Source organism: Streptomyces sp. SJL17-4, from assembly GCF_036826855.1.
Lineage (GTDB): Bacteria > Actinomycetota > Actinomycetes > Streptomycetales > Streptomycetaceae > Streptomyces.
Map to the genome: position 1 here is coordinate 8,002,954 of NZ_CP104578.1, position 19,626 is coordinate 8,022,579.

The window sequence follows — 19,626 nt, forward strand, 5'->3', positions numbered from 1 at the left end:
CACCGCCATGCCCGTCCTCGACACCCCGGACACCGCCACCGCCGTGCCCCACGACCCACCGGCCGCCCCGCCGGGCACCGCGCGCCGGCCCCGCAAGAGCCTCGGCCGCCGGCTGCTCGCCGACCGCAAGGCCCGAACCGGGCTCCTGATCCTCGCCGTGTTCGCCCTGCTCGGACTGCTCGCCCCGGTCCTCGCCCCCGGCGACCCGTCCCTCATCACCGACACCGGCGCCACCCCGCCCTCCGCCGACCACTGGCTCGGCACCACCGCCAAGGGCCAGGACGTCCTCGCCCTCACCCTCCGGGGCACCCGCAGTTCGATGCTCGTCGGGTTCACCGTCGGCATCGCCGCCACCCTGGTCGCCCTGCTCGTCGGCCTCGCCTCCGCGTATCTCGGCAAGCTCGTCGACGATCTGCTGACCCTCGTCACCAACGTCTTCCTCCTGGTGCCCGGCCTGCCGCTGCTCGTCATCCTCGCCGCGTTCCTGCCCCCGGGGACGACGACCGTCGTCCTGGTCCTCACCGTCACCGGCTGGGCCGGCTCGGCGCGCGTCCTGCGCGCCCAGGCCACCTCCATCCGCGGCAAGGACTTCGTCGCCGCCGCCGTGGTCACCGGAGAACGCCCGCTGCGGATCATGTTCCGGGAGATCCTGCCCAACATGGCGTCCGTGGTGATGACCACCCTGCTCGGCTGCGTCATCTTCGGCATCGGCGCCCAGGCCGGCCTGGAGTTCCTCGGACTCGGCGACGCCTCAGTCGTCAGCTGGGGCACCAACCTCTACTGGGCGGGGAACGACGGAGCCCTGATGACCGGAGCCTGGTGGGCGTTCGTCCCCTCCGGCCTCGCCATCGCGCTCGTCGCCTTCGCGCTCGCCCTCGTCAACTACGCGGTCGACGAGATCACCAACCCGAGGCTCAGGTCCCGGCGAAGGAGGAAGCAGTGAACGCCCGCCCCCTTCCCGACCCTCGTCCCGTACTCGACGTACGCGGTCTGCGGGTCGAGTACCGCGGCGACGGACGCAGCGTCGTCGGCGCCGACGACGTGTCGTTCACCATCGGCGCCGGCGAGACCCTCGGCCTCGCGGGGGAGTCCGGCTGCGGCAAGTCGACCGTCGCCAACGCCGTCATGCGGCTCCTCAAGCCACCGGCCGAGATCACCGCGGGAACCGTCACCTTCCAGGGCCGGGACGTCCTCGCCATGGACGCCCGCGAGCTGCGCGCCTTCCGCTGGCGCGAGATCGCCATGGTCTTCCAGTCCGCGATGAACTCCCTGAACCCCGTCCTCACCATCGGCGAACAGCTCGGCGACATCTTCACCACCCACGAGAAGCTGCGGAAGCGCGCCGCCCGCGAGCGCTCCGCGGAACTCCTCGACCTCGTCGGCATCGCCCCCGACCGTCTCAAGGCCTACCCGCACCAGCTGTCCGGCGGCATGCGCCAGCGCGTCGTCATCGCCATGGCCGTCGCCCTCAGACCGAAGCTGCTCATCATGGATGAGCCGACCACCGCGCTCGACGTCGTCGTCCAACAGGAGATCATGGCCCAGATCCGCGAACTCCAGCGGGCGCTCGGCTTCTCCGCCCTCTTCATCACCCACGACATGTCGCTGATGGTCGAACTCTCGGACCGCATGGGCGTCATGTACGGCGGACGCCTCGTCGAAATCGCCGACGCCAAAGAGCTGTTCGCGCGGCCCCTCCACCCCTACACCGAGGCGCTGATGAACGCCTTCCCGCCGCTCACCGGACCCCGCAGGGAACTCACCGGCCTCTTCGACGCCCCGCGCACCGCCGACAGCTGCGGCTTCCACGTCCACTGCCCCGAGGACCGCGCCGACTGCTCGACCCACATCCCCGACCTGCGCGAGGTCGCCCCCGGCAGGTGGGCCGCCCTCACGCGCACCGGAGCCACCACGCCATGACACTCCTTCAGATGCGGGGCCTCACCAAGGAGTTCCCCGTCGGCACCGTCTTCTCGCGGCGCCGCGTCCGGGCCGTGAACGGCGTCGACCTCGATCTCGAACGGGGCCGCGTCACCGCTCTGGTCGGCGAGTCCGGCAGCGGCAAGTCCACCATCGCCCGCTGCCTCGCCCGCCTCGAACAGCCCACGTCGGGACAGATCCTCCTCGACGGCGAGGACGTCCTGCGCACCGAACGCCGCCGCGCCTCCCGTACGTACCGGGGCAAGGTCCAGATGGTGTTCCAGGACCCCTTCGGCTCCCTCAACCCCGTCCACCGCATCGACCACTTCCTCACCCGAGCCCTCGTGGTGCACGGCCATCCCGCCGACCGGACCCGGCTCGCCGCCCTCATGGAGGAGGTCGGACTGACCCCGGACATGCTCGACGCGTACCCGCACGAGCTCTCCGGCGGCCAGCGGCAACGCGTCGCCGTCGCACGCGCGCTGGCCGTCGAACCGAGCGTCCTCCTCGCCGACGAACCCACCTCCATGCTCGACGTGTCCGTCCGGGTCGGCGTCCTCAACCTGCTGCGCCGCCTCCGCGACGAACGCGGCCTGTCGATGCTCTACATCACCCACGACCTGGGCTCCGCCCGCTACCTCGCCGACACCACCGCCGTCATGTTCGCCGGTGAACTCGTCGAGGGCGGCGACTCGCTCGCCGTCATGGACGCCCCCGCCCACCCCTACACCCGGCTGCTCCTCTCCGCCGTACCCGACCCGACGCGGGCCGCCGGCTACGACAGGACCGAGCGGGCCCGGCTGCGCGCCGCCGTCCTCGCCCCCGAGTCCTGCCCGTACGACGACGGCACCTGCAGCACCACCACTCCCGTACGCCACACCGTAGGCGAGGACGAGGGCCGGCCGCACTGGGTGCGCTGCCACCTCTACGCGCCCGCCCATGACCTCGCCCACCGCGTGCTCCAGAGCGCGGACTCCCCGGAAGCCGAGATCACCGCCGCATGACCCACGACCTGATCGCCGCCGCGGACACCACTGCCGTGGAGGGCCTCGCCGAGCGCGCCTTCCGCGACCCCCACCGGCCCCGCTACCACTTCACCTCGCCCGGCGGCTGGCTCAACGACCCCAACGGGCTCAGCCACTGGAACGGCGTCTACCACCTCTTCTACCAGTACAACCCGCTCGCCCCGGCCCACCACCGCATCCACTGGGGCCACGCCACCAGCACCGACCTCGTCACCTGGACCGACGAACCCGTCGCCCTGGTCCCCGGCACCACGGGACCCGACCGTGACGGCTGCTGGTCCGGCGTCCTCGTCGACGACGGGGGAGTGCCCACCCTGGTCTACTCCGGCCGGCACGGTCAGCGCGAACTGCCCTGCGTCGCCACCGGAAGCCCCGACCTGCGGCACTGGACCAAGGACCCCGGCAACCCGGTGATCGCAGCACCGCCCACCGGCCTCGACGTCACCGCCTACCGTGACCACTGCGTCTGGCGCGAGGGCGCCCTCTGGCGCCAGCTCGTCGGCTCCGGCATCCGGGGCCGGGGCGGCACCGCCTTCCTGTACGAGTCCGCCGACCTGCGCGACTGGCGGTACGTCGGCCCGCTCCTCGTCGGCGACGCGAGCGAGGGCGGCGCCACCGACCTCGACTGGACCGGCACCATGTGGGAGTGCGTCGACCTCTTCCGCGTCGGCGACGTCGACATCCTCGCCTTCTCGGCCTGGGATGAGGGCGCGACGCTCCACCCGCTGTACTGGACGGGCCGCTACAGCGAGGACCGCTTCGAACCGACCGCTCTGCACCGGCTCGACTACGGCCGCAACTACTTCTACGCCCCGCAGTCGACTCGCGACGCGCACGGCCGCCGCATCATGTTCGGCTGGCTCCAGGAAGGCCGGGGCGAGGAGGCCACCGCCCGCGCCGGCTGGTCCGGGGTCATGTCCCTGCCGCGCCTCGTCACCCCGGGCGCCGACGGCACGCTCGCCCAGGCTCCCGTCCCCGAACTGGAGCGGCTGCGCCGCGACCACGTGGCCGTCGGAGCCTTCGCGGCGGGCACCGCATCGCCCCTGGACGCGATCCGGGGCGACCAGCTCGACCTGGAGGCCACGCTCAGGCTCGCCCCGGGCGCCACCGTACGGCTCGGGGTACGGGAGACCCCCGACGGCACCGAACGCACCGTCGTCGAGATCACCCGCGACACCACCGGTGCCTCGGGCACCCTGCGCCTGCGCCGTGAGGCGAGCAGCCTGGCCCCCGACGTCGACACCTCCCCCCGCCACGGCCACCTGCCGCTCGGGGAGGACGGCACCGTCGAACTCCGCGTGCTCGTGGACCACTCCGCCCTGGAGATCTTCGCCAACGGGTGCGCCCTGACCGCCCGGGTCTACCCCACCCGCCCCGACGCGGCGACCGGAGTGTCCCTCACCGGCGCGGGCGACGCGACCGTCGACCGTCTCGACGCCTGGCACATGGCGCCGATCACCACCGGCCCCCGCCCGCTCTGGCCGTAGGGCCCGAGTCCCGGATCACGCTCCAGCCCCCGCACACCCTGGTCGAGTCACGCTCCCACCCCGGTGCCGGGCCGTCCGCCCCGCCCCGCACCGGGCCCCCACCCGTACCGGCGCCACCCCACTGCCGAGGAGGCCCCCATGCGCGTTCCCCATGTCCCCCTCCACCGCCGCACCCTGCTCCGGGCGGGCGGCCTCGCGCTCCTGCCCGTTCTCCTGCCCACGCCCGTGACCGGCACCGCCGCAGCCGCGCCCGCCGCGCGCCGCCGCCCGCAAGCCCTCCCCGAGGCCGTCACCTCACCGATCCCCGACCCCCTTCCGTACCGGGGCAGTTGGCAGCGCACCCCGGACGGCGGTCAGCTCGCCACCGACGCCGGAGCCACCGCGTCGCTCGCGATCTCCGAGCACCGCGTCGGCGTGCGCGCCGGATACTCCGCACGGATCACCCCCGACCCGGCCACCCCGCACGCCCGGGGAGGACTCGTCCTCCGGGCGGCGCCCGACGGCACCACCGGATACGGCGCCGTCCTCGAACCGGCCACCGGAAGGGTCGTCCTGATCGACCTGGCGAGCGGGGAGACGCTCGCCACCGGAGCGGGCCGCCCCGGCACGACCCTCGACGTCGTCCTCGACGGGCCGGCCCTCACCGTCCACGTCGACGGCAGCCAGGTCCTCGCCGTCGAGGACCACCGCCACGCCTCCGGACAGGTGGGCCTGCTGGCCACCGACGGCACGGTCAGCTTCGGACCGCCCCGCACGTGGTCCGTCACCACCGACCTCAGCGGCTGGACCCCGAGCGGCGGCGGCAGCTGGACGCCCACTCCGCTGGGCCTCGTCGCCGACGCCCCCGCCGGCACCAACATCCGTACGACCGCCGCCGACGAGGCGTACGACACCTACCTCCAGGCCGACGTCCTCGTCCATGACCCGTACGCCGTCGCCGCTCTCCTGGTCCGCGCCGACGCCGCCGGCAGCCGTGGCTACGCCGTCGAGGTCGACCCGAACCAGGGCCGCCTCCGCCTCTACCGCGTCGACGGCGACATCACCCTCGGCACCCACTCCACCCCGATCGCCCCCGGCACCGTCCACCGTCTGCGCGTCGAGGCCGAGGGGCGCCGTCTCCGGGTGTACTGGCAGAGCGACTTCCTCCGCCCGGACGGCTACGACCCCGTCATCGCCACGGAGGACCCGGCCCCCGCCCCGTGGCTCGCCGGCCGCCCCGGGCTCCTCGCCTACAACGGACGGGTCGCCTACGAGAACGTCACCGCAGCCGGCCCGCGCACCGAACTCCCGGGCGCCACCACGGAGTCCGGCACCTGGACCCGCGACCTGCTGGGTCTGCGCGGCAGCGCGGGACTGCGCACCGCACCCGCGCCGGACGCGGCCGAGATCGTCGTCTCCGCCGACGTGCGGCTCGCGGGCGCGAGCGCCGCAGGTCTCCTCGTGCGCGGTCACGAGATCATCCTGGCACCCGGCACGGGCGACCTCCGTCTCGTCGACCACGCCCGCCGCACCCTCCTCGTCACCGCACCCCCACCCGTCCGTCCCCTGCGCACCGGCACCCCCTTCCGCATCGAAGTGCATCTCGTGGACGGGGAGTTCACCGTGTACGTGGACGGGATGCGGGCCCTGCGCGCACCGGCGACCGCCGCCGGTGACACCGTCGGGCTCGTCGCGGCCGAGGGCACCGCGTACTTCCAGGACGTCTACGCCGTCGACGTACGCGAGCACTTCACCGAGCCCTACCGGCCCGCCGTCCACCACTCACCCCGCACCGGCCGGGGCAGCGACCCCAACGGGCTCGTCCACTTCGACGGCGAGTACCACCTCTTCCACCAGGACGAGGGCCGCTGGGCGCACGCCGTCTCCACCGACCTCCTGCACTGGCACAGCCTCCCGCACGCCCTCGACCGGAACGCCTACGGCCACTGCTGGTCCGGCTCCGCCGTCGTCGACACCCACGACGACTCCGGCCTCTTCGGCGGCGCACCCGGCCTCATCGCGTACTACACGAGCGTCCACCCCGACAGGATCGGCGGGAACCAGTCGGTCCGCGCCGCCTACAGCACCGACCGGGGACGCTCCTGGCTGCCGTACGGCGGCCCCGAGCCGCTCGTCGGCAACCCCGGCGGCCCGGACGGCGGCTGGGACTTCCGCGACCCGAAAGTCCTCAGGGACGAAGCCCACGACCAGTGGGTCATGGTGGTCTCCGGCGGAGACCACCTGCGGTTCTTCACCTCCCGCGACCTCCTCCACTGGACGCATGCCAGCTCCTTCGGATACGGGGAGTGGGTGGCGGGCGGCGGTGTCTGGGAGTGCCCCGACCTCTTCCCGCTCCCCGTCGACGGCGACCCGGCCCGTACGGTCTGGGTCCTCACCCTGAGCACGGGAGCCGTCCGCGCCACCGACGGTTCCACCGCCCGGTATCTCACCGGAACATGGGACGGGACCGCGTTCACCGCCGACCAGCCCCCGGGCCCGGCCCCGCGCAGCGACCACGGCCGTGACTTCTACGCGGCCGTCTCCTTCGACAACGTCCCCGACGGACGCCGGGTCTGGCTCGGCTGGACCACCAACTGGGACTATCCGTTCAGCGCGCCCACCCGTCCGTGGAACGGCCAGCACAGCATTCCCCGTGAACTCACCCTCGCCGACGGCCAGGACGGCCCGGTCCTGCGTCAACTGCCCGTCACCGAACTGGCCTCGCTCCGGACGGACACCACGGTACGGAGGGACCTCACGGCCGGACCCGGCTTGCCCGACCCGTGCGCGGGCCTGACCGGGATCAGCTACGAGATCGAGACGGTACTCGTCCTGCCCGCCACCGGGGCGGCCACCTGGTGTGGCTTCCACCTGCGCCGGAAGGACGGGCAGTCCACCCTCGTCGGCTACGACGCCGTGCGCGAGCGCCTGTTCGTCGACCGCACCGACTCCGGCCGCACCGACTTCACCCGGTACTTCGCCGGCCGCACCGAAGCCCCGCTGGCCGCCGCCCGAGTGGCCGACGGCAGTCGCACGGTCCGGCTCCGGATCCTCGTCGACTCCTCGTCCGTCGAGGTGTTCGGTGGCGCGGGCGAGGCCGTCGTCACCAGCCTGGTCCTGCCCGATCCCGACGCCCGTGGACTGGCCTTCACCGCCGAGGGCGGCACGGTCCGGATCGCCGAACTGGCCTTCCACCGGCTCGCCTCCACCTGCCGGCTCACCGACGAGATCCCCGCCCCGGCCGCACCCCCGCCACCGGGGGAGTTCCGCACCGACCTCGGCACCCTCACCACCGTCCCCGCCGGACGCTGGGAGCCCACCGGCGCCGGGCACACCGGCACCTTCGACCGGGACAGCGACGCGATCTCCGCCCGCCGCTTCGCCGACCTGGAACTCTCCGGCCTGCTCACGCTCGGCGGCCCCGACGGCACCCGCGGCGCCGCGTCCCTGCTGTGGCGGGCCTCGGCCGACGGCGCCGACGGCTACGTCCTCAACGTCGACCCGGATCTGCGGGCCGTCCGGCTCGTCGTCCGGCGCGGCGGATCCTTCGACGACGCGGCCGCGCTCGCCCGGGTCCCCGCCCTGGTGCGGCACGGGGCCACGTACCATCTGCGGATCGTCCACCGGGGCACCCGCATCGAGGTCTTCCTCGACGGGAACCGCATCATCGACCACACCGACACCGCGGCCACCCACAGCGCGGGCCACGTCGGGCTGAACGTCTTCGGGGGCCGGGCCGGCTACCAGGACACCTACGCCAAGGAGCTCTGACCCATGTCCTTCCTGGTGATCGGCGAGTGCGTCGCCGACATCGTCCGCGCCCCGGCGGGCTCCGCCGCCGCCGACCGCGTCCACCCGGGCGGCAGCCCCGCCAACGTCGCCTACGGCCTCGGGCGGCTCGGCAGGGACGTCACCCTGCTCACCCAGCTCGCCGACGACACCACCGGCCGGCTCATCGAGGCCCATCTCAAGGGCGCGGGCGTACGGGTGGAGATCGGCGACATGCCCGAACGCACCCCTTCGGCGGTCGTCGGCCTCGACGCGCGCGGTCAGGCCTCCTACACCTTCGACATCGCCTGGACGCTGAAGGGCGGGCCCCCGGCCGACCTGGCGCCCGGCCATGTGCACATCGGCTCGATCGCCGCCGTCACCGCGCCCGGCGCGGCGGCCGTCCTCGGCGGGACCGAGCGGCTGCGGGAGCGTGCCACCGTCAGCTACGACCCCAACGTGCGGCCCGAACTGATGGGGGAGCACGGGTCGGCCGTGACCCGCGTCGAGCGCTGCGTCGCGCTCAGCGACCTGGTCAAGGCGAGCGACGAGGACCTGGCCTGGTTGTACCCGGGCGAGGACCCGCGCACGGTCGCCGCCCGTTGGCTCGCCCTCGGCCCGGCCGTCGTCCTCGTCACCCGGGGATCGGCCGGCTCGCTCGCCGTCACCCGCCACCACACCGTCGCCGCCGAGGCGCCGCCGGTCACCGTCGTCGACACGGTCGGCGCGGGCGACTCCTTCATGTCCACCGTCCTCGACGCGCTCGCCGGGCAGGGGCGGGACGCCCTGGGCGCGCTCGGCGCCGAAGACCTCGCGGGGCTTCTGCGGAGGGCGGGCGCGGCGGCGGCCGTCACCGTCTCCCGGGCCGGCGCCCAGCCGCCGGACCGGGCCGAACTGGACGCCGCCCTCCGGAGGTTCGCCCTCAGGTCCGGGCGTGCGTGGTGATGTCCGAGGCGAACTGCTCGACCATCTCCGGGGTGACCGTCGGCCGGCACTCCCCGATGGCCGCCAGATAGTCCGCGGTGCTCGCCCCGGGCGCCGGAGCGTCGCCGCCCCGCCCACCGACGGCGAGCAGGTCCCGCTCGAAGGAGGCCTGGGCGGCGATCCGGGCGGCGTGCTCGATGTCGGCCGGGGTGAACAGGTCGCTCGCCAGGACCAGTTCGTCGATGTCGACGTCCGTCCTGCCATCGGTGTACCGGGCCCAGATCGCGGCCCGCGCGGCCTTGTCCGGCGTACCGATCGGGATGAGGTAGTCGAACCGGCCGGGCCGCAGGAACGCCGGGTCCAGGGAGCGGATCGAGTTGGTGGCACAGACGAGCAGCCGCTCGTCCCGCTCCCTGAACCCCGGTATCAGCTTGAGGAGTTCGTTCGTCACTCCGTGCATGCCGCCGGGCTGCGCGGGCTCCGAGCGCACGGGCGCGATCTCCTCGACCTCGTCGATGAAGACGAGCACGCGCTCCAGTTCCGCGATCCGCGCGAACGCGGACCGCAGGGCGGCGGCGAGGTTCCCCTCGTCGGCGAGACGGGACGGCAGGATCTCCACGAAAGGCCAGCCGAGCCGGGAGGCGATCCCGCGGGCGAACGTCGTCTTGCCCGTGCCCGGCGGGCCGAACAGACAGACCGCGCGCGGCGGGCGCACCCCGTGCCGTCCGGCCCGCTCCGGCTCGGCGAGCGGCAGCACCACCCGGCGTTCGATCAGGTCCTTCTCCCGCTCCATGCCGGCGACCTTGGCCCACAGGTCGCCGGGGAGGAGCCGCCCGCCCAGATCGTCGAGGAGCCCGGCGGCGGGACCGTGCAGCGGCTCCACCTTCTCGAAGTACGCGACGGCCGGCTGGCGGGTGTACCCGGCGTTGAGGAGACCCTCGCCGAGGAGCTCCTCCTCCGGCAGGACGTACGCGATCCTCCCCGCCCGGGCCGCCACCAGCCGACGCTCCAGCTCCACGAGGAGCGCGCTGGCGAGACCGCGGCCGCGCCAGGCCGAGGAGATCGCGATCCGCATGACCCACGCCCGCTCGCCGGAGACGGAGGCGAGCGCGGCGCCGATCGGCACGCCCTGGTGGACGGCCACCACGGCAGGCTGGCGGGTGGTGAGGGCGCTGATGCACTCGGCCAGCGAGAAGACGGACTCCTGGCCGAGCTCCGCGGTCGTGTCGATCAGATGGACGACGGCGGCGAGATCGCTCTCGCGGTAGTCGTGGATGTGCCAGTTCACCGGTGGTACCGCCCCTCGTTGGTGCCGTTGCGGCGAGGCTAGGCGGGGCCTTCGGTTTTGGTCGTGCGCCATCCTGCACAAGGCGGTGAGGGCGAACGCGCCGTGGCGGCTCTATGCGGCACGTCGCCGCGCGGTGCCTCGGTGCGGCGGTCGGCACGCGGAAGGGGTGTCCGGCATGCGGAAGGCCCCCGGAGGAGTCCTCCGGGGGCCGCATGCGCGTACGAGGCCTTCAGCAGACCGGGACCTTCAGCAGGCGTGGCCTATCGCAGGTCGTGACCTGCCGAGGGCCGGGACCGTCAGTAGGCCGGGGCCAGCTTCGGGTTCGGGCCGTGCGCGTTCTCGTGCTGGTTGCCCTCGGTGGCCGCGAAGACGATGAGGACGATGAAGCCGACGATCGGCACCAGGCCGATGAGGATCCACCAGCCCGAGCGGCCGGTGTCGTGCAGACGGCGGACGGTCACGCCGAGGGACGGCAGGAAGACGGCCAGCGAGTACAGCGTGCTGAGCAGCGAGAAGTCGAGCGCGAAGCCGACGGCGCCGAGCACGATCGCGATGATGATGTTGAAAAGCTCGAACATCCAGAATTCCTGGCGGCGCGCCCGGCCGCTGAAGACCGCGTACTTCTTGATGACTTCGAGGTACCAGTTCACTTTGTCCCCCCAAGGACTGGGTATGCGAGCGGGAGAGCCTGTCCCTGTGGAGCAAGCTTTACGCAGAACTTAGGTGGCTGAAACCACATGGGTCAATTCGTTACCGGGCAGTGGCCGTTCCGGCGCGGAGAACAGTGAACGGCGGCACCTCCGGGAGTGGAGGGGCCGCCGTTTCGGGAGGGGGTCGGAGCGTCACGTCCTTCGCTTGGTCATGAGCAGTCCGCCGGCCGTGAGGGAGAACAGGCAGACGCACGCGCCGGTGATGACGTTGCTGAGGATGGTGCCGGTGTCGGGGCTCGACCCGACCACCCACGGGGCGATGATCAGCCACGCGCCCATCAACAGGACGACGAAGTTGAGGTCCTGCGACCGCTCGGGAACCATCGACATGCACAGGCCGAGGACCGCGAGGGCGATACCGACGACCAGGTTGGCGGTGGCGAGTGCGGGCTGGGTGGCGGAGAAGTGAACCGTCCACGCGGAGATCGCGGCGTAGATACCGGCGAGGATCACGAGTTCCTCGACCGCCGCGACACCTCGGGTCTGGAGCATACGGGCATATCGGTCCCGCATTTCCGGCGCATCGGGGTGCCCTGCGATATCACCAGGACGGTGAGAGACGTCGGCCATACGACTCGCCTCCTTCTGGCGTCATGCACGTCTGACCGTACTTGCGGCAAATGCTGCCGCTGCTTCATTGTGCTCTTATCTGGCCTTTATGTGTAGGTCTGCCCGGTAAGGGATGTGCACAGGATTTGAGCTGCGGATATGAGTGGAACCTCCAAATGGCGATCACTGTTCGATAAAGGTCTCGGCAAAAGCGATCAAGGAGTCGTATTCCTGTGCAAGGTGCCCCGCGGCATCCCGGCGTAGGCTGAAAAGTGGACTCGGGGCCCAAACCTCTCCACCGCCGGGAGTGGATGATGACAGGCATCGTCAAGAAGAACTTCGACGCAGCGGACGAGACCCGCCCCTTCGAGGACGGCAAGGGCAGGCTGGATCTGCTCAACGGAGAACGCGGCCCGGTCGGCCGCGCGGTGTTCGAGCCCGGCTGGCAGTGGTCCAAGCACGTCAAGCCGATCGCCGGCACCGACAGCTGCCAGGCCTCGCACGTCGGGTACGTCGTCAGCGGCCGGATGAAGGTCGTCATGGACGACGGCGATTCGGCGGAGTACGGCGCCGGGGACTACATGGAGGTCAAGCCCGGCCACGACGCCTGGGTCCTCGGTGACGAGGCCTGCGTCGCCGTGGACTGGACGGGCTTCGGCGACTACGCCCGGCCGTCCGGCTGAGCGAACACCCCGGGCGGGACCATCCGGCTGAGCGTGCCGCGGGTCAGGGAACTCACGTACCCGGGACCGGCGTTCAGCCGTAGGCGTCGGTGACGCAGTCGACCGCGCAGCGCCAGTGCTCGAACCGGCGGCGCAGCGCCGCCGCCGCGTGCCGCCGTTCCACCCCGGCGTACCCGTAACGCTCCTGCGTCGTGCGCACCACGGCCTCGACGGTGACGATGGCCGGTTCGCCCTCACCGGCGGACTGGCGGGCCAGCGCGATCACGTGGTCGGCCGCCCGCTGCAGATCGCGGGCGTACTCCCGCTGGGCCACGGAACGCGCGCGTGAGGCCGCGAACGGCCGTACCGCCCGCCCCTTCCAGACCACACCGGCGGTGATGAGCCCCGCACCGAGCAGGAAGACGAGCGCGCCCCCCAAGGCATCGTGCGTCCACAGCATCATGGGCCGCCCTCCCCTGCACCTGCGCGTCGCCCGGCCGTTCAGAGTCTAGAGCTCGGGACGGTGATCCCGTGGCCGTGCCCATGCGGGTGTCCAGATGTCGGCCTCCAGCCCCGCCGACGCAGGGGACCCGGGGGCGTCGGGAGAGGAGGCGAGATGGTCGCGGAGGGCGAGGAGCGCCGGGTGGGGGTTGTCCACGGCCCACAGAAGTGAGTGCGGATAGACCGGAGTCGGACCGTGCACGGCGACGCGCCGCAGGTCGTGGCCCTCCGGCCAGACGAGTCGGGTGCCCCCACCGACGAACGTCGCAAGCTCGGGGGAGTCCGCGATGGTGTCGAACAGCGCCTCGGGGCCGAAGTCCGGGCCCGTCACCTCGATGGTGAGTCCGAACGCGGCGGCCAGATCCGCGTAGTAGGCCGCCCACTCGGTCCCGCCGACGATGCCGGGAATCCAGATCCGGTGGCCGGCGAGCCGCGCGAGCGGGACGGAACGCGCGCCCGCGAGCGCGTGCCCGGGACCCGTCAGGAGCTGCATCGGCTCGTCCAGGACCGGCAGTGCCTCGATCCCCTTGGGCAGCCGCCTGCCGGGCATCGTGACCGCCCGGAAGGACGCGTCGATGGTGCCGGCCCCGAGAGCGGCGACGGCCGCGTCCGCGTCGAAGAGCGTCACGACGTCCAGCTCGATCTCCGGATGCGCCCGGTGGAACCCCCGCAGCAGCCCCGCGGTCGCCAGCCGCCGGCCGATCACGTCCACGCGCAGCGCCCGCATCTCCGGCCGTACGGAGGCCAGTGCCCGCGCCTCGGCATGCAGCAGGGCGCGCGCGTGCGGCAGGAACGCCTGCCCGTCGATCGTCACCTCGGCCCCGCGCGCGGTGCGGGCGAGCAGTCGCACGCCGAGCTCCTTCTCCAGCGCGGCGACCCGCTTGGAGACGGCCTGCTGGGTGACCGCCAGCTCGGCGGCCGCCTCCCGGAACCGGCCCGAGTCCACCACGGCCAGGAAGGTGCGTACGGCATCGAGATCCACGCCGCGCAGCCTAGACCGACAACCACGGGTTGTGCCGGGGACGCGCCCGGGTTGTTTGATCTGCGCGTCCCCCGCTCGCTTTGATGTCGGCGGGGCTGCGCGGTTGTGCGGCCCGGTCGTCGAGAGGGGTACGGGCATGGCGGGCGGGGCGTCCCTCGGACGGGACTTCGGGTGGCTGTGGGCGGCGTACGCGGCCGGCACCCTGGGCACCTGGGTCGCCTTCAACGCGTTCCCGCTGCTCGCGATCACCGTGCTCCACAAGGGCTCCGCCGAGGTGGCCGCGCTGGCCGCCGTGGGGGCCGCCGTCGGCGCGGCGGTCGCACTGCCCCTCGGCCCCTGGGTGGAGTTCCGCCGCAAGCGTCCCGTGATGATCGCCATGGACCTCGTGCGGTGCGCTGCGGTGCTGAGCGTCGCCGTCGCGTACGCGCTGGACCGCCTCGGCTTCGCCCAGCTCCTCGTCGTCTCCGTCGTCGTCGCCGCGGCCGACATCACTTTCGGCGCGGCCTCCGGCGCCTGCCTGAAGGCACTCGTACCGGCGGAGGGCCGGCTCGTCGCACAGGCCCGGCTCGAATCCACGACATGGACCGCGACCGTCCTCGGGCCGCCGCTCGGCGGCGCCCTGGTCGCGCTCCTCGGCCCGGTGGCGACCGTGCTGGTCGACGCCCTGAGCTATCTGCTCTCGGCGGCGGGCATCCGCGCGATCAAGGGGCGCGAGCCCCGTCCTGTACGCGAGGAAGGGCCGGGGGTGAGGGCCGGCGGCCTTCTCGAAGGGTGGCGGCACATCCTCGCCCAGCCCGTCCTGCGCCCGCTGTTCCTCAACTCCGTCCTGGTCAACGGCCTGATCATGGCGACCGCTCCGCTCCTCGCCGTCCTGATGCTCGGGCCGCTCGGCTTCGCTCCCTGGCAGTACGGGCTGGCCTTCGCGGTGCCCTGCGTCGGCGGCCTCGTCGGCTCACGGCTCTCCCGGCCGCTCGTCGCGCGGTACGGCCGGCACCGGGTCCTGTGGACCTCGGGAGTGCTCCGGGCGTGCTGGCCCGTCGGCCTCGCCTTCGTCCACCCCGGTGTCACCGGACTGGTGCTCGTCATGGCGGTCGAGCTGGCCCTGATCACCTGCGCCGCTGTGTTCACCCCGGTGCTCGCCACCCACCGCCTCGACCTGACGCCGACCGACCGGGTCGCCCGTACCCTCACCGCCTGGTCCGTCACGGCGAAGGCGTCCGTCGCCGGCCTGACCGCGCTCTGGGGACTTCTCGCGGCCGTCGTCGGACCTCGGGCGGCGATCGGCCTTGCGGGTGTCCTGCTGCTCGCGACACCGCTGCTGCTGCCCAGGGAGGAGGTGCGTACGAGGGCGAGCGTTGACACGTGTAAATGACGGTGACAGGCTCCTGCCCCGGGCTTTGTGGCCCCCGCGCAGAAGGAGCAGCACTCATGAACACCACCGGCAGCACCATCGTGGCCACCGACCGCGGGCCCGTCCGGGGCGAGCGCCGTGCCGACGGCAGCCTGCGCTTCCTCGGCATCCCGTACGCGCAGCCGCCCGTCGGCGACCTGCGGTTCGCCGCGCCCGTGCCGCCGGAGCCGTGGACGGAGCCGCTGGACGCCACCGCGTACGGCCCGACGGCACAGCGCCGCCCCTTCGCCGAGGTCACCACCATCCCCGAGCCCTCCGTCCCGGGCCCCGGAATCCTCAACCTCAACGTCTTCACCCCCGGCGCCGACCCCGCCGCCGCACTGCCCGTCCTCGTCTGGATCCACGGCGGCGGCTACGTCGCCGGCTCGGCGGCCAGCCCCTGGTACGACGGAGCCGCCTTCAACCGGGACGGTGTCGTCCTCGTCTCGGTCGGCTACCGCCTCGGCATCGAGGGCTTCCTGCACCTGGAGGACGCCCCCGACAACCGTGGCGTACGCGACTGGATCGCCGCCCTCACATGGGTACGGGACAACATCGCGGCCTTCGGGGGCGACCCCGCCAAGGTCACCGTCGCCGGACAGTCGGCGGGCGGCGGAGCCGTCCAGACCCTCCTCGCCGTCCCTGCCGCCCGGGGCCTGTTCCGTGGCGCGCTCTCCGTCTCGGGCGCCGTCCCGCGCCCCGACGGCCCGGACGTGGCCCGCGCCGTCTCCCGGCTCCTCACCGCCCGCACCGGCGTACCGGCCACCGCCGCCGCCCTCCGCGACCTCGGCGACGACGAGATCCTCGCCCTCCAGGACCGCCTGAGCGGGCCGGGCGCCGACCGCGAGGGCCTGCCGCCGATGCTGTCCTTCGCCCCCTTCGCCGACGGCGAGCTCATCCCGCTGCCCGTCCAGGACGCGCTCACGACGGGCGAGGCGGGCGCGGACGTGCCGCTGATGCTCGGCTTCACCGAGCACGAGTTCACGATGTTCCCCGCGCCCGGACCGGAGGGCCCGCCGCTGCCCGTATTCCTCGGCGCTCTCGGCCTCGACCCCGCGCGGACCGACGCCCTCGCGGAGGCGTACGCGGAGGGCGGCCCTGAGCGGCTCTTCGGCCAGGCGCTGACCGACGCGACCTTCCGCGCCCCGAACCTCGCCGTCGCCGACGCCCGCGCCGCACGCGAACGGCCCACCTGGCTCTACGAGTTCGCCTGGCGCTCACCCGCCACGGACCTCGCCTTCCACTGCGTCGACCTGCCCTTCGCGTTCGACCTCCTCGACGCCGAGGGAGTACCGGCCGTCGCCGGGGACGCGCCGCCGCGCGTGCTCGCCGACGCCATGCACCGGGCCTGGGTCGCCTTCGTGACCGACCAGGACCCGGGCGCCGACTGGCCCCGCTACACGGCCGAGGGGCGCGCCACGATGATCTGGGACGCGGAACCCCGCGTTGCGGAGGACCCGCTGAGCCCGGTCCGGGCGCTCTGGCTGGACTGAGGGAGACGGCCGGCGGGCCGGCGGGGCGGCCCCGGCCCGTCAGCCCGGTCAGTCCCCGCCAGTCCCGCCAGCCCCGCCAGTCCCGTCAGTCCGGTCAGTCGTGGGACTCCGGTGGCACGCACAGGACCGGCACCGTCGACATGTGGAGCAGCTTGTGGGGTGTGGAGCCCAGCAGCGCGCCCCGCATCGGGCTCTCGCCCCAGCTGCCCACCACGATGACGCGGGCCGCGTGGCGGGTCGCCGCGTCGATGAGGGCCTGGGCCGGATTCTCGTCGAGCACCTCGACGACGGTCGGCACACCCGCCCGGTCGGCCTCCGTGACCGCGTGTTCGAGGCCGGCGCGGCCGGTCTGCCGGATGGCCTCGTAGTGGGACCGGTACTCCTCGCCCAGCGGGCCGGGCGCCGCCGCGCCGAAGACCAGCACCAGCCGCTCGTCGAACGCGGCGGCCACCTCGACCGCGATGCGCAGCGCGCGGGCCGCGCCGGGGGATTCGTCGTAACCGAGCACGACCGACATCTCAGCGCTCCTCGCCGTGCACCAGGTCGGGGTCGGCCACGCCCGGCCGCTCCTCCCAGAAGGCGGGCGACCGCAGCCGCCACACGACCATGACGATCACCCCGGTGAGGGCGATGCCGATACCGATGACGAGCGGCGGCCCGAGGCCGAACCACGAGGTGCCGCTGTACGAGTTCGCGGGATCGGACATGTCGGAGACCGACCTCACCAGGAGCCAGGCCAGGAGCCCGGCACCGACGAGCGGGCCGAGCCCGATCAGCAGGAAGTTGTGCACGCTCTCGAGGAGATGGCGCCGGTAGTAGACGGCGCAGGCGATACCCGTGAGCGCGTAGTAGAAGGCGATGAGGAGCGACAGCGCGGTCAGCGAGTCGAAGAGGGCGTTGGTGCTGATCTGGTTCACCACGAGGTACCAGGCGATGGCGATGCCGGCGACCCACCACGTACTCACGTCGGGAGTACGGAAGCGGGGGCTGATGTGGCCGTAGTGGGCGGGCAGCGCACGCCGCCGGGCCATGGAGAGCGCGGTCCGCGAGGCCGGGATGATCGTCGTCTGGGTGGAGGCGATGGCGGACGTGGAGACGGCCAGGAGGAGGACCCAGTCCCAGCCGCCGAGCACATCGGTGGCGAGCTGGGCGAAGATGAACTCCTCCTCGCCCGCGTTCTCCGCGAGGAACGCCGGACCGGCGTACGCGACGACCGCGAACCCCACCGACACGTACGTGACCAGCAGGATGACGGTCGACCAGAGGCCCGCCTTGCCGGGGGCGGTCGCGGAGTCCCTGACCTCCTCGGTGAGATTGACCGCCGACTCCCAGCCCCAGTAGATGAACACGCCGAGCAGCAGCCCGCCGGTCAGCGCCGCGCCTCCGGCGCCGAAGGGGTTCAGCCAGCTGAGGGCTGGTTCGGCGGAGTCGTAGGCGCTCGTGCCGTCGTACACCTTGTACAGCGCCACGCCCACGAAGATCAGCAGGAAGGCGACCTGCGCCAGGATGAGGACGTTCTGCACGTGGGCCGACAACTCGGTGCCGATGACGCAGACGGCCGTCATCACCAGGATCAGGAGCACGGTGAGGGACTGCCGTACGAAGGCGTTGTCCACCCAGCTGTCGAGGCCGAAGGAGAGCAGCGCGAAGCTCACGGCCACGTCCGCGAGCGAGCCGACGACCAGGACGCCGGTCATGGCGATGGCCCAGCCACCGAGCCATCCGGCCCACGGGCCCATCGCGCGCGTGACCCAGGAGAACGTCGTGCCGCAGTCCTGGTCGACCTTGTTGAGGTAGTAGAACGCCGACGCGATGAGCAGCATCGGGACGAAGGACGCGAACATCACGCCGGGCGCGTAGATCCCGGCGAGCGCGACGATCGGGCCGATGACGGCGGCGAGGGAGTACGCGGGGGAGGTGGAGTTGAGTCCGATGACGAGGGCGTCGACGAACCCGATCGCATTGGCCTTCAAACCCGCTGGTCGTCCGGCGGGCGCGGCGTCCTCTGCGGCCATGGTGCCTCGCTCTGGAGAGGTATGCCTTCATGGTAGGGAGGCCCGGCCCGTGCTGCACGCCAGGCATGAGCGGCCGCCGCCCGGCCGCACGCCAGGCGCACGCGGCCGACGTCGGCCGGCCGCACGCCGTCGCCCGGTAGCATCGCGCAGCCCGCCGTACCGCCCTCGTCACCGCCCTCGTCACCGAACGGAACGCCTGATGCCGAAGGATCCGCTCGACTTCACGGAACTCTCCACCCCACTCGTCGCCGACGCCTGCGTGCGCCTCGGGGAACCGCCGCGCGCCGCGCCCGCCGGGATTCTGCCCGTCGTCGCGGGGCAGCGGGTCGCCGGGCGCGCGCTGCCCGTACGGCACTACGGCAGCGTCGACGTCTTCCTGGAGGCCTTCACCCGGGCCGGGCCCGGTGACGTCCTCGTCATCGACAACGCGGGCCGCCGTGACGAGGCGTGCATCGGCGACCTCGCCGTCCTGGAGGCGGAAGCGGCGGGTGTCGCCGGGGTCGTCGTCTGGGGACTGCACCGGGACACCCCCGACCTCGTCGAGATCGGGCTCCCCGTCTTCTCGTACGGACGGTACGCGCCCGGCCCCGTCCGCCTCGACCCCCGGGACCCCGACGCGCTGACCACGGCCCGGTTCGGCGAGCACGCGGTGACCGCGGCCGATGTCGTCTTCGCCGACGACGACGGTGTGCTCTTCGTGCCGGCCGCCGGGGTGGACGCCGTCCTGGACGTGGCGCGCACGCTGTTCCGCACGGAGCGGGAACAGGCCCGCCGCATCAGGGCGGGCGAGACGCTCCGCGCCCAGACCCGGTTCGACGCCTATCTGTCGGGCCGGGCCGAGGACCCCACGTACACCTTCCGGCAGCATCTGCGCCGGACGGGTGGCGCGATCGAGGAGTGAGCCGGGAGTGGGCCGCGGAGCGCGGGGCCCGT

The 19,626-nt window shown here is 73.0% G+C and carries 17 protein-coding genes; 10 read left to right on the top strand and 7 right to left on the bottom strand.

Annotated features, from left to right (window positions below; translation table 11 throughout):
• The first annotated feature begins 7 nt into the window (after positions 1-7).
• From N5875_RS35880 to N5875_RS35905, 6 genes are all read left to right on the top strand, one after another.
• Positions 8-943: an ABC transporter permease gene (locus N5875_RS35880; protein WP_318212770.1), complete on the top strand. Its 936-nt coding sequence runs from the start codon at positions 8-10 to the stop codon at positions 941-943.
• Positions 940-1,920: an ABC transporter ATP-binding protein gene (locus N5875_RS35885; protein ID WP_338498484.1), complete on the top strand. Its 981-nt coding sequence runs from the start codon at positions 940-942 to the stop codon at positions 1,918-1,920. The genes N5875_RS35880 and N5875_RS35885 overlap by 4 nt, the downstream gene beginning before the upstream one ends.
• Positions 1,917-2,924 carry an ABC transporter ATP-binding protein gene (locus N5875_RS35890; RefSeq protein WP_338498486.1) on the top strand — a complete coding sequence of 336 codons (1,008 nt, stop codon included), beginning with the start codon at positions 1,917-1,919 and terminating at the stop codon, positions 2,922-2,924. Before N5875_RS35885 ends, N5875_RS35890 begins: the two co-directional genes overlap by 4 nt.
• On the top strand, positions 2,921-4,432 hold the full coding sequence (locus tag N5875_RS35895; RefSeq protein ID WP_318212773.1) for a glycoside hydrolase family 32 protein: 1,512 nt from the start codon (positions 2,921-2,923) through the stop codon (positions 4,430-4,432). The genes N5875_RS35890 and N5875_RS35895 overlap by 4 nt, the downstream gene beginning before the upstream one ends.
• Before the next feature lie 138 nt (positions 4,433-4,570).
• Positions 4,571-8,182, top strand: coding sequence for a glycoside hydrolase family 32 protein (locus tag N5875_RS35900; protein ID WP_338498490.1), 3,612 nt, complete (start codon positions 4,571-4,573; stop codon positions 8,180-8,182).
• Positions 8,183-8,185: 3 nt separating this feature from the next.
• Positions 8,186-9,124: a carbohydrate kinase gene (locus N5875_RS35905; protein ID WP_318212775.1), complete on the top strand. Its 939-nt coding sequence runs from the start codon at positions 8,186-8,188 to the stop codon at positions 9,122-9,124.
• Here N5875_RS35905 and N5875_RS35910 read toward each other — a convergent pair.
• From N5875_RS35910 to N5875_RS35920, 3 genes are all read right to left on the bottom strand, one after another.
• Positions 9,102-10,391: a bifunctional GNAT family N-acetyltransferase/ATP-binding protein gene (locus N5875_RS35910; protein ID WP_338498491.1), complete on the bottom strand. Its 1,290-nt coding sequence runs from the start codon at positions 10,389-10,391 to the stop codon at positions 9,102-9,104. The two genes, N5875_RS35905 and N5875_RS35910, sit on opposite strands and share 23 nt — an antisense overlap.
• A gap of 296 nt (positions 10,392-10,687) precedes the next feature.
• Positions 10,688-11,041, bottom strand: a complete 354-nt coding sequence (locus tag N5875_RS35915) for a DUF805 domain-containing protein (RefSeq protein WP_338498492.1) — start codon at positions 11,039-11,041, stop codon at positions 10,688-10,690.
• A 192-nt stretch (positions 11,042-11,233) separates the two neighbouring features.
• Positions 11,234-11,593 carry an SPW repeat protein gene (locus N5875_RS35920; RefSeq protein WP_318212778.1) on the bottom strand — a complete coding sequence of 120 codons (360 nt, stop codon included), beginning with the start codon at positions 11,591-11,593 and terminating at the stop codon, positions 11,234-11,236.
• 371 nt (positions 11,594-11,964) lie between these two features.
• Here N5875_RS35920 and N5875_RS35925 point away from each other — a divergent pair, with 371 nt between their 5' ends.
• Positions 11,965-12,333: a cupin domain-containing protein gene (locus N5875_RS35925; protein ID WP_318212814.1), complete on the top strand. Its 369-nt coding sequence runs from the start codon at positions 11,965-11,967 to the stop codon at positions 12,331-12,333.
• Positions 12,334-12,406: 73 nt separating this feature from the next.
• Here N5875_RS35925 and N5875_RS35930 read toward each other — a convergent pair whose 3' ends face one another.
• Together N5875_RS35930 and N5875_RS35935 are read right to left on the bottom strand one after the other, a co-directional pair.
• Complete coding sequence (locus N5875_RS35930; protein ID WP_338498495.1) at positions 12,407-12,775, bottom strand: hypothetical protein; 369 nt, start codon at positions 12,773-12,775, stop codon at positions 12,407-12,409.
• Between the two features lie 45 nt (positions 12,776-12,820).
• Complete coding sequence (locus N5875_RS35935) at positions 12,821-13,795, bottom strand: LysR family transcriptional regulator (RefSeq protein ID WP_338498497.1); 975 nt, start codon at positions 13,793-13,795, stop codon at positions 12,821-12,823.
• Positions 13,796-13,931: 136 nt separating this feature from the next.
• Here N5875_RS35935 and N5875_RS35940 point away from each other — a divergent pair, with 136 nt between their 5' ends.
• Together N5875_RS35940 and N5875_RS35945 are read left to right on the top strand one after the other, a co-directional pair.
• Positions 13,932-15,167, top strand: a complete 1,236-nt coding sequence (locus N5875_RS35940) for an MFS transporter (RefSeq protein ID WP_338498499.1) — start codon at positions 13,932-13,934, stop codon at positions 15,165-15,167.
• 56 nt (positions 15,168-15,223) lie between these two features.
• Entirely contained in the window at positions 15,224-16,678 is a 1,455-nt protein-coding gene (locus N5875_RS35945; protein ID WP_338498501.1) for a carboxylesterase family protein, read from the top strand.
• A gap of 94 nt (positions 16,679-16,772) precedes the next feature.
• On the opposite strand, the gene N5875_RS35950 is transcribed toward N5875_RS35945, so the two are convergent.
• Together N5875_RS35950 and N5875_RS35955 are read right to left on the bottom strand one after the other, a co-directional pair.
• Positions 16,773-17,195 (bottom strand): universal stress protein, encoded by a 423-nt coding sequence (locus N5875_RS35950; protein WP_318212783.1) that lies wholly within the window; start codon positions 17,193-17,195, stop codon positions 16,773-16,775.
• A gap of 1 nt (position 17,196) precedes the next feature.
• Positions 17,197-18,693 (bottom strand): APC family permease, encoded by a 1,497-nt coding sequence (locus N5875_RS35955; RefSeq protein ID WP_338498502.1) that lies wholly within the window; start codon positions 18,691-18,693, stop codon positions 17,197-17,199.
• A gap of 199 nt (positions 18,694-18,892) precedes the next feature.
• On the opposite strand from N5875_RS35955, the gene N5875_RS35960 reads away from it, so the two are divergent.
• Positions 18,893-19,594: an RraA family protein gene (locus tag N5875_RS35960; RefSeq protein WP_318212785.1), complete on the top strand. Its 702-nt coding sequence runs from the start codon at positions 18,893-18,895 to the stop codon at positions 19,592-19,594.
• Positions 19,595-19,626: the final 32 nt, after the last annotated feature.

Excerpts from the sequence above, each read along its gene's own strand:
- N5875_RS35930 (WP_338498495.1), bottom strand. The coding sequence starts at position 12,775 with ATGATGCTGTGGACGCACGATGCCTTGGGGGGCGCGCTCGTCTTCCTG.
- N5875_RS35900 (WP_338498490.1), top strand. The coding sequence starts at position 4,571 with ATGCGCGTTCCCCATGTCCCCCTCCACCGCCGCACCCTGCTCCGGGCG.
- N5875_RS35890 (WP_338498486.1), top strand. The coding sequence starts at position 1,917 with ATGACACTCCTTCAGATGCGGGGCCTCACCAAGGAGTTCCCCGTCGGC.
- N5875_RS35955 (WP_338498502.1), bottom strand. The coding sequence starts at position 18,693 with ATGGCCGCAGAGGACGCCGCGCCCGCCGGACGACCAGCGGGTTTGAAG.
- N5875_RS35895 (WP_318212773.1), top strand. The coding sequence starts at position 2,921 with ATGACCCACGACCTGATCGCCGCCGCGGACACCACTGCCGTGGAGGGC.
- N5875_RS35905 (WP_318212775.1), top strand. The coding sequence starts at position 8,186 with ATGTCCTTCCTGGTGATCGGCGAGTGCGTCGCCGACATCGTCCGCGCC.
- N5875_RS35925 (WP_318212814.1), top strand. The coding sequence starts at position 11,965 with ATGACAGGCATCGTCAAGAAGAACTTCGACGCAGCGGACGAGACCCGC.
- N5875_RS35960 (WP_318212785.1), top strand. The coding sequence starts at position 18,893 with ATGCCGAAGGATCCGCTCGACTTCACGGAACTCTCCACCCCACTCGTC.
- N5875_RS35920 (WP_318212778.1), bottom strand. The coding sequence starts at position 11,593 with ATGCTCCAGACCCGAGGTGTCGCGGCGGTCGAGGAACTCGTGATCCTC.
- N5875_RS35940 (WP_338498499.1), top strand. The coding sequence starts at position 13,932 with ATGGCGGGCGGGGCGTCCCTCGGACGGGACTTCGGGTGGCTGTGGGCG.
- N5875_RS35950 (WP_318212783.1), bottom strand. The coding sequence starts at position 17,195 with ATGTCGGTCGTGCTCGGTTACGACGAATCCCCCGGCGCGGCCCGCGCG.
- N5875_RS35945 (WP_338498501.1), top strand. The coding sequence starts at position 15,224 with ATGAACACCACCGGCAGCACCATCGTGGCCACCGACCGCGGGCCCGTC.
- N5875_RS35880 (WP_318212770.1), top strand. The coding sequence starts at position 8 with ATGCCCGTCCTCGACACCCCGGACACCGCCACCGCCGTGCCCCACGAC.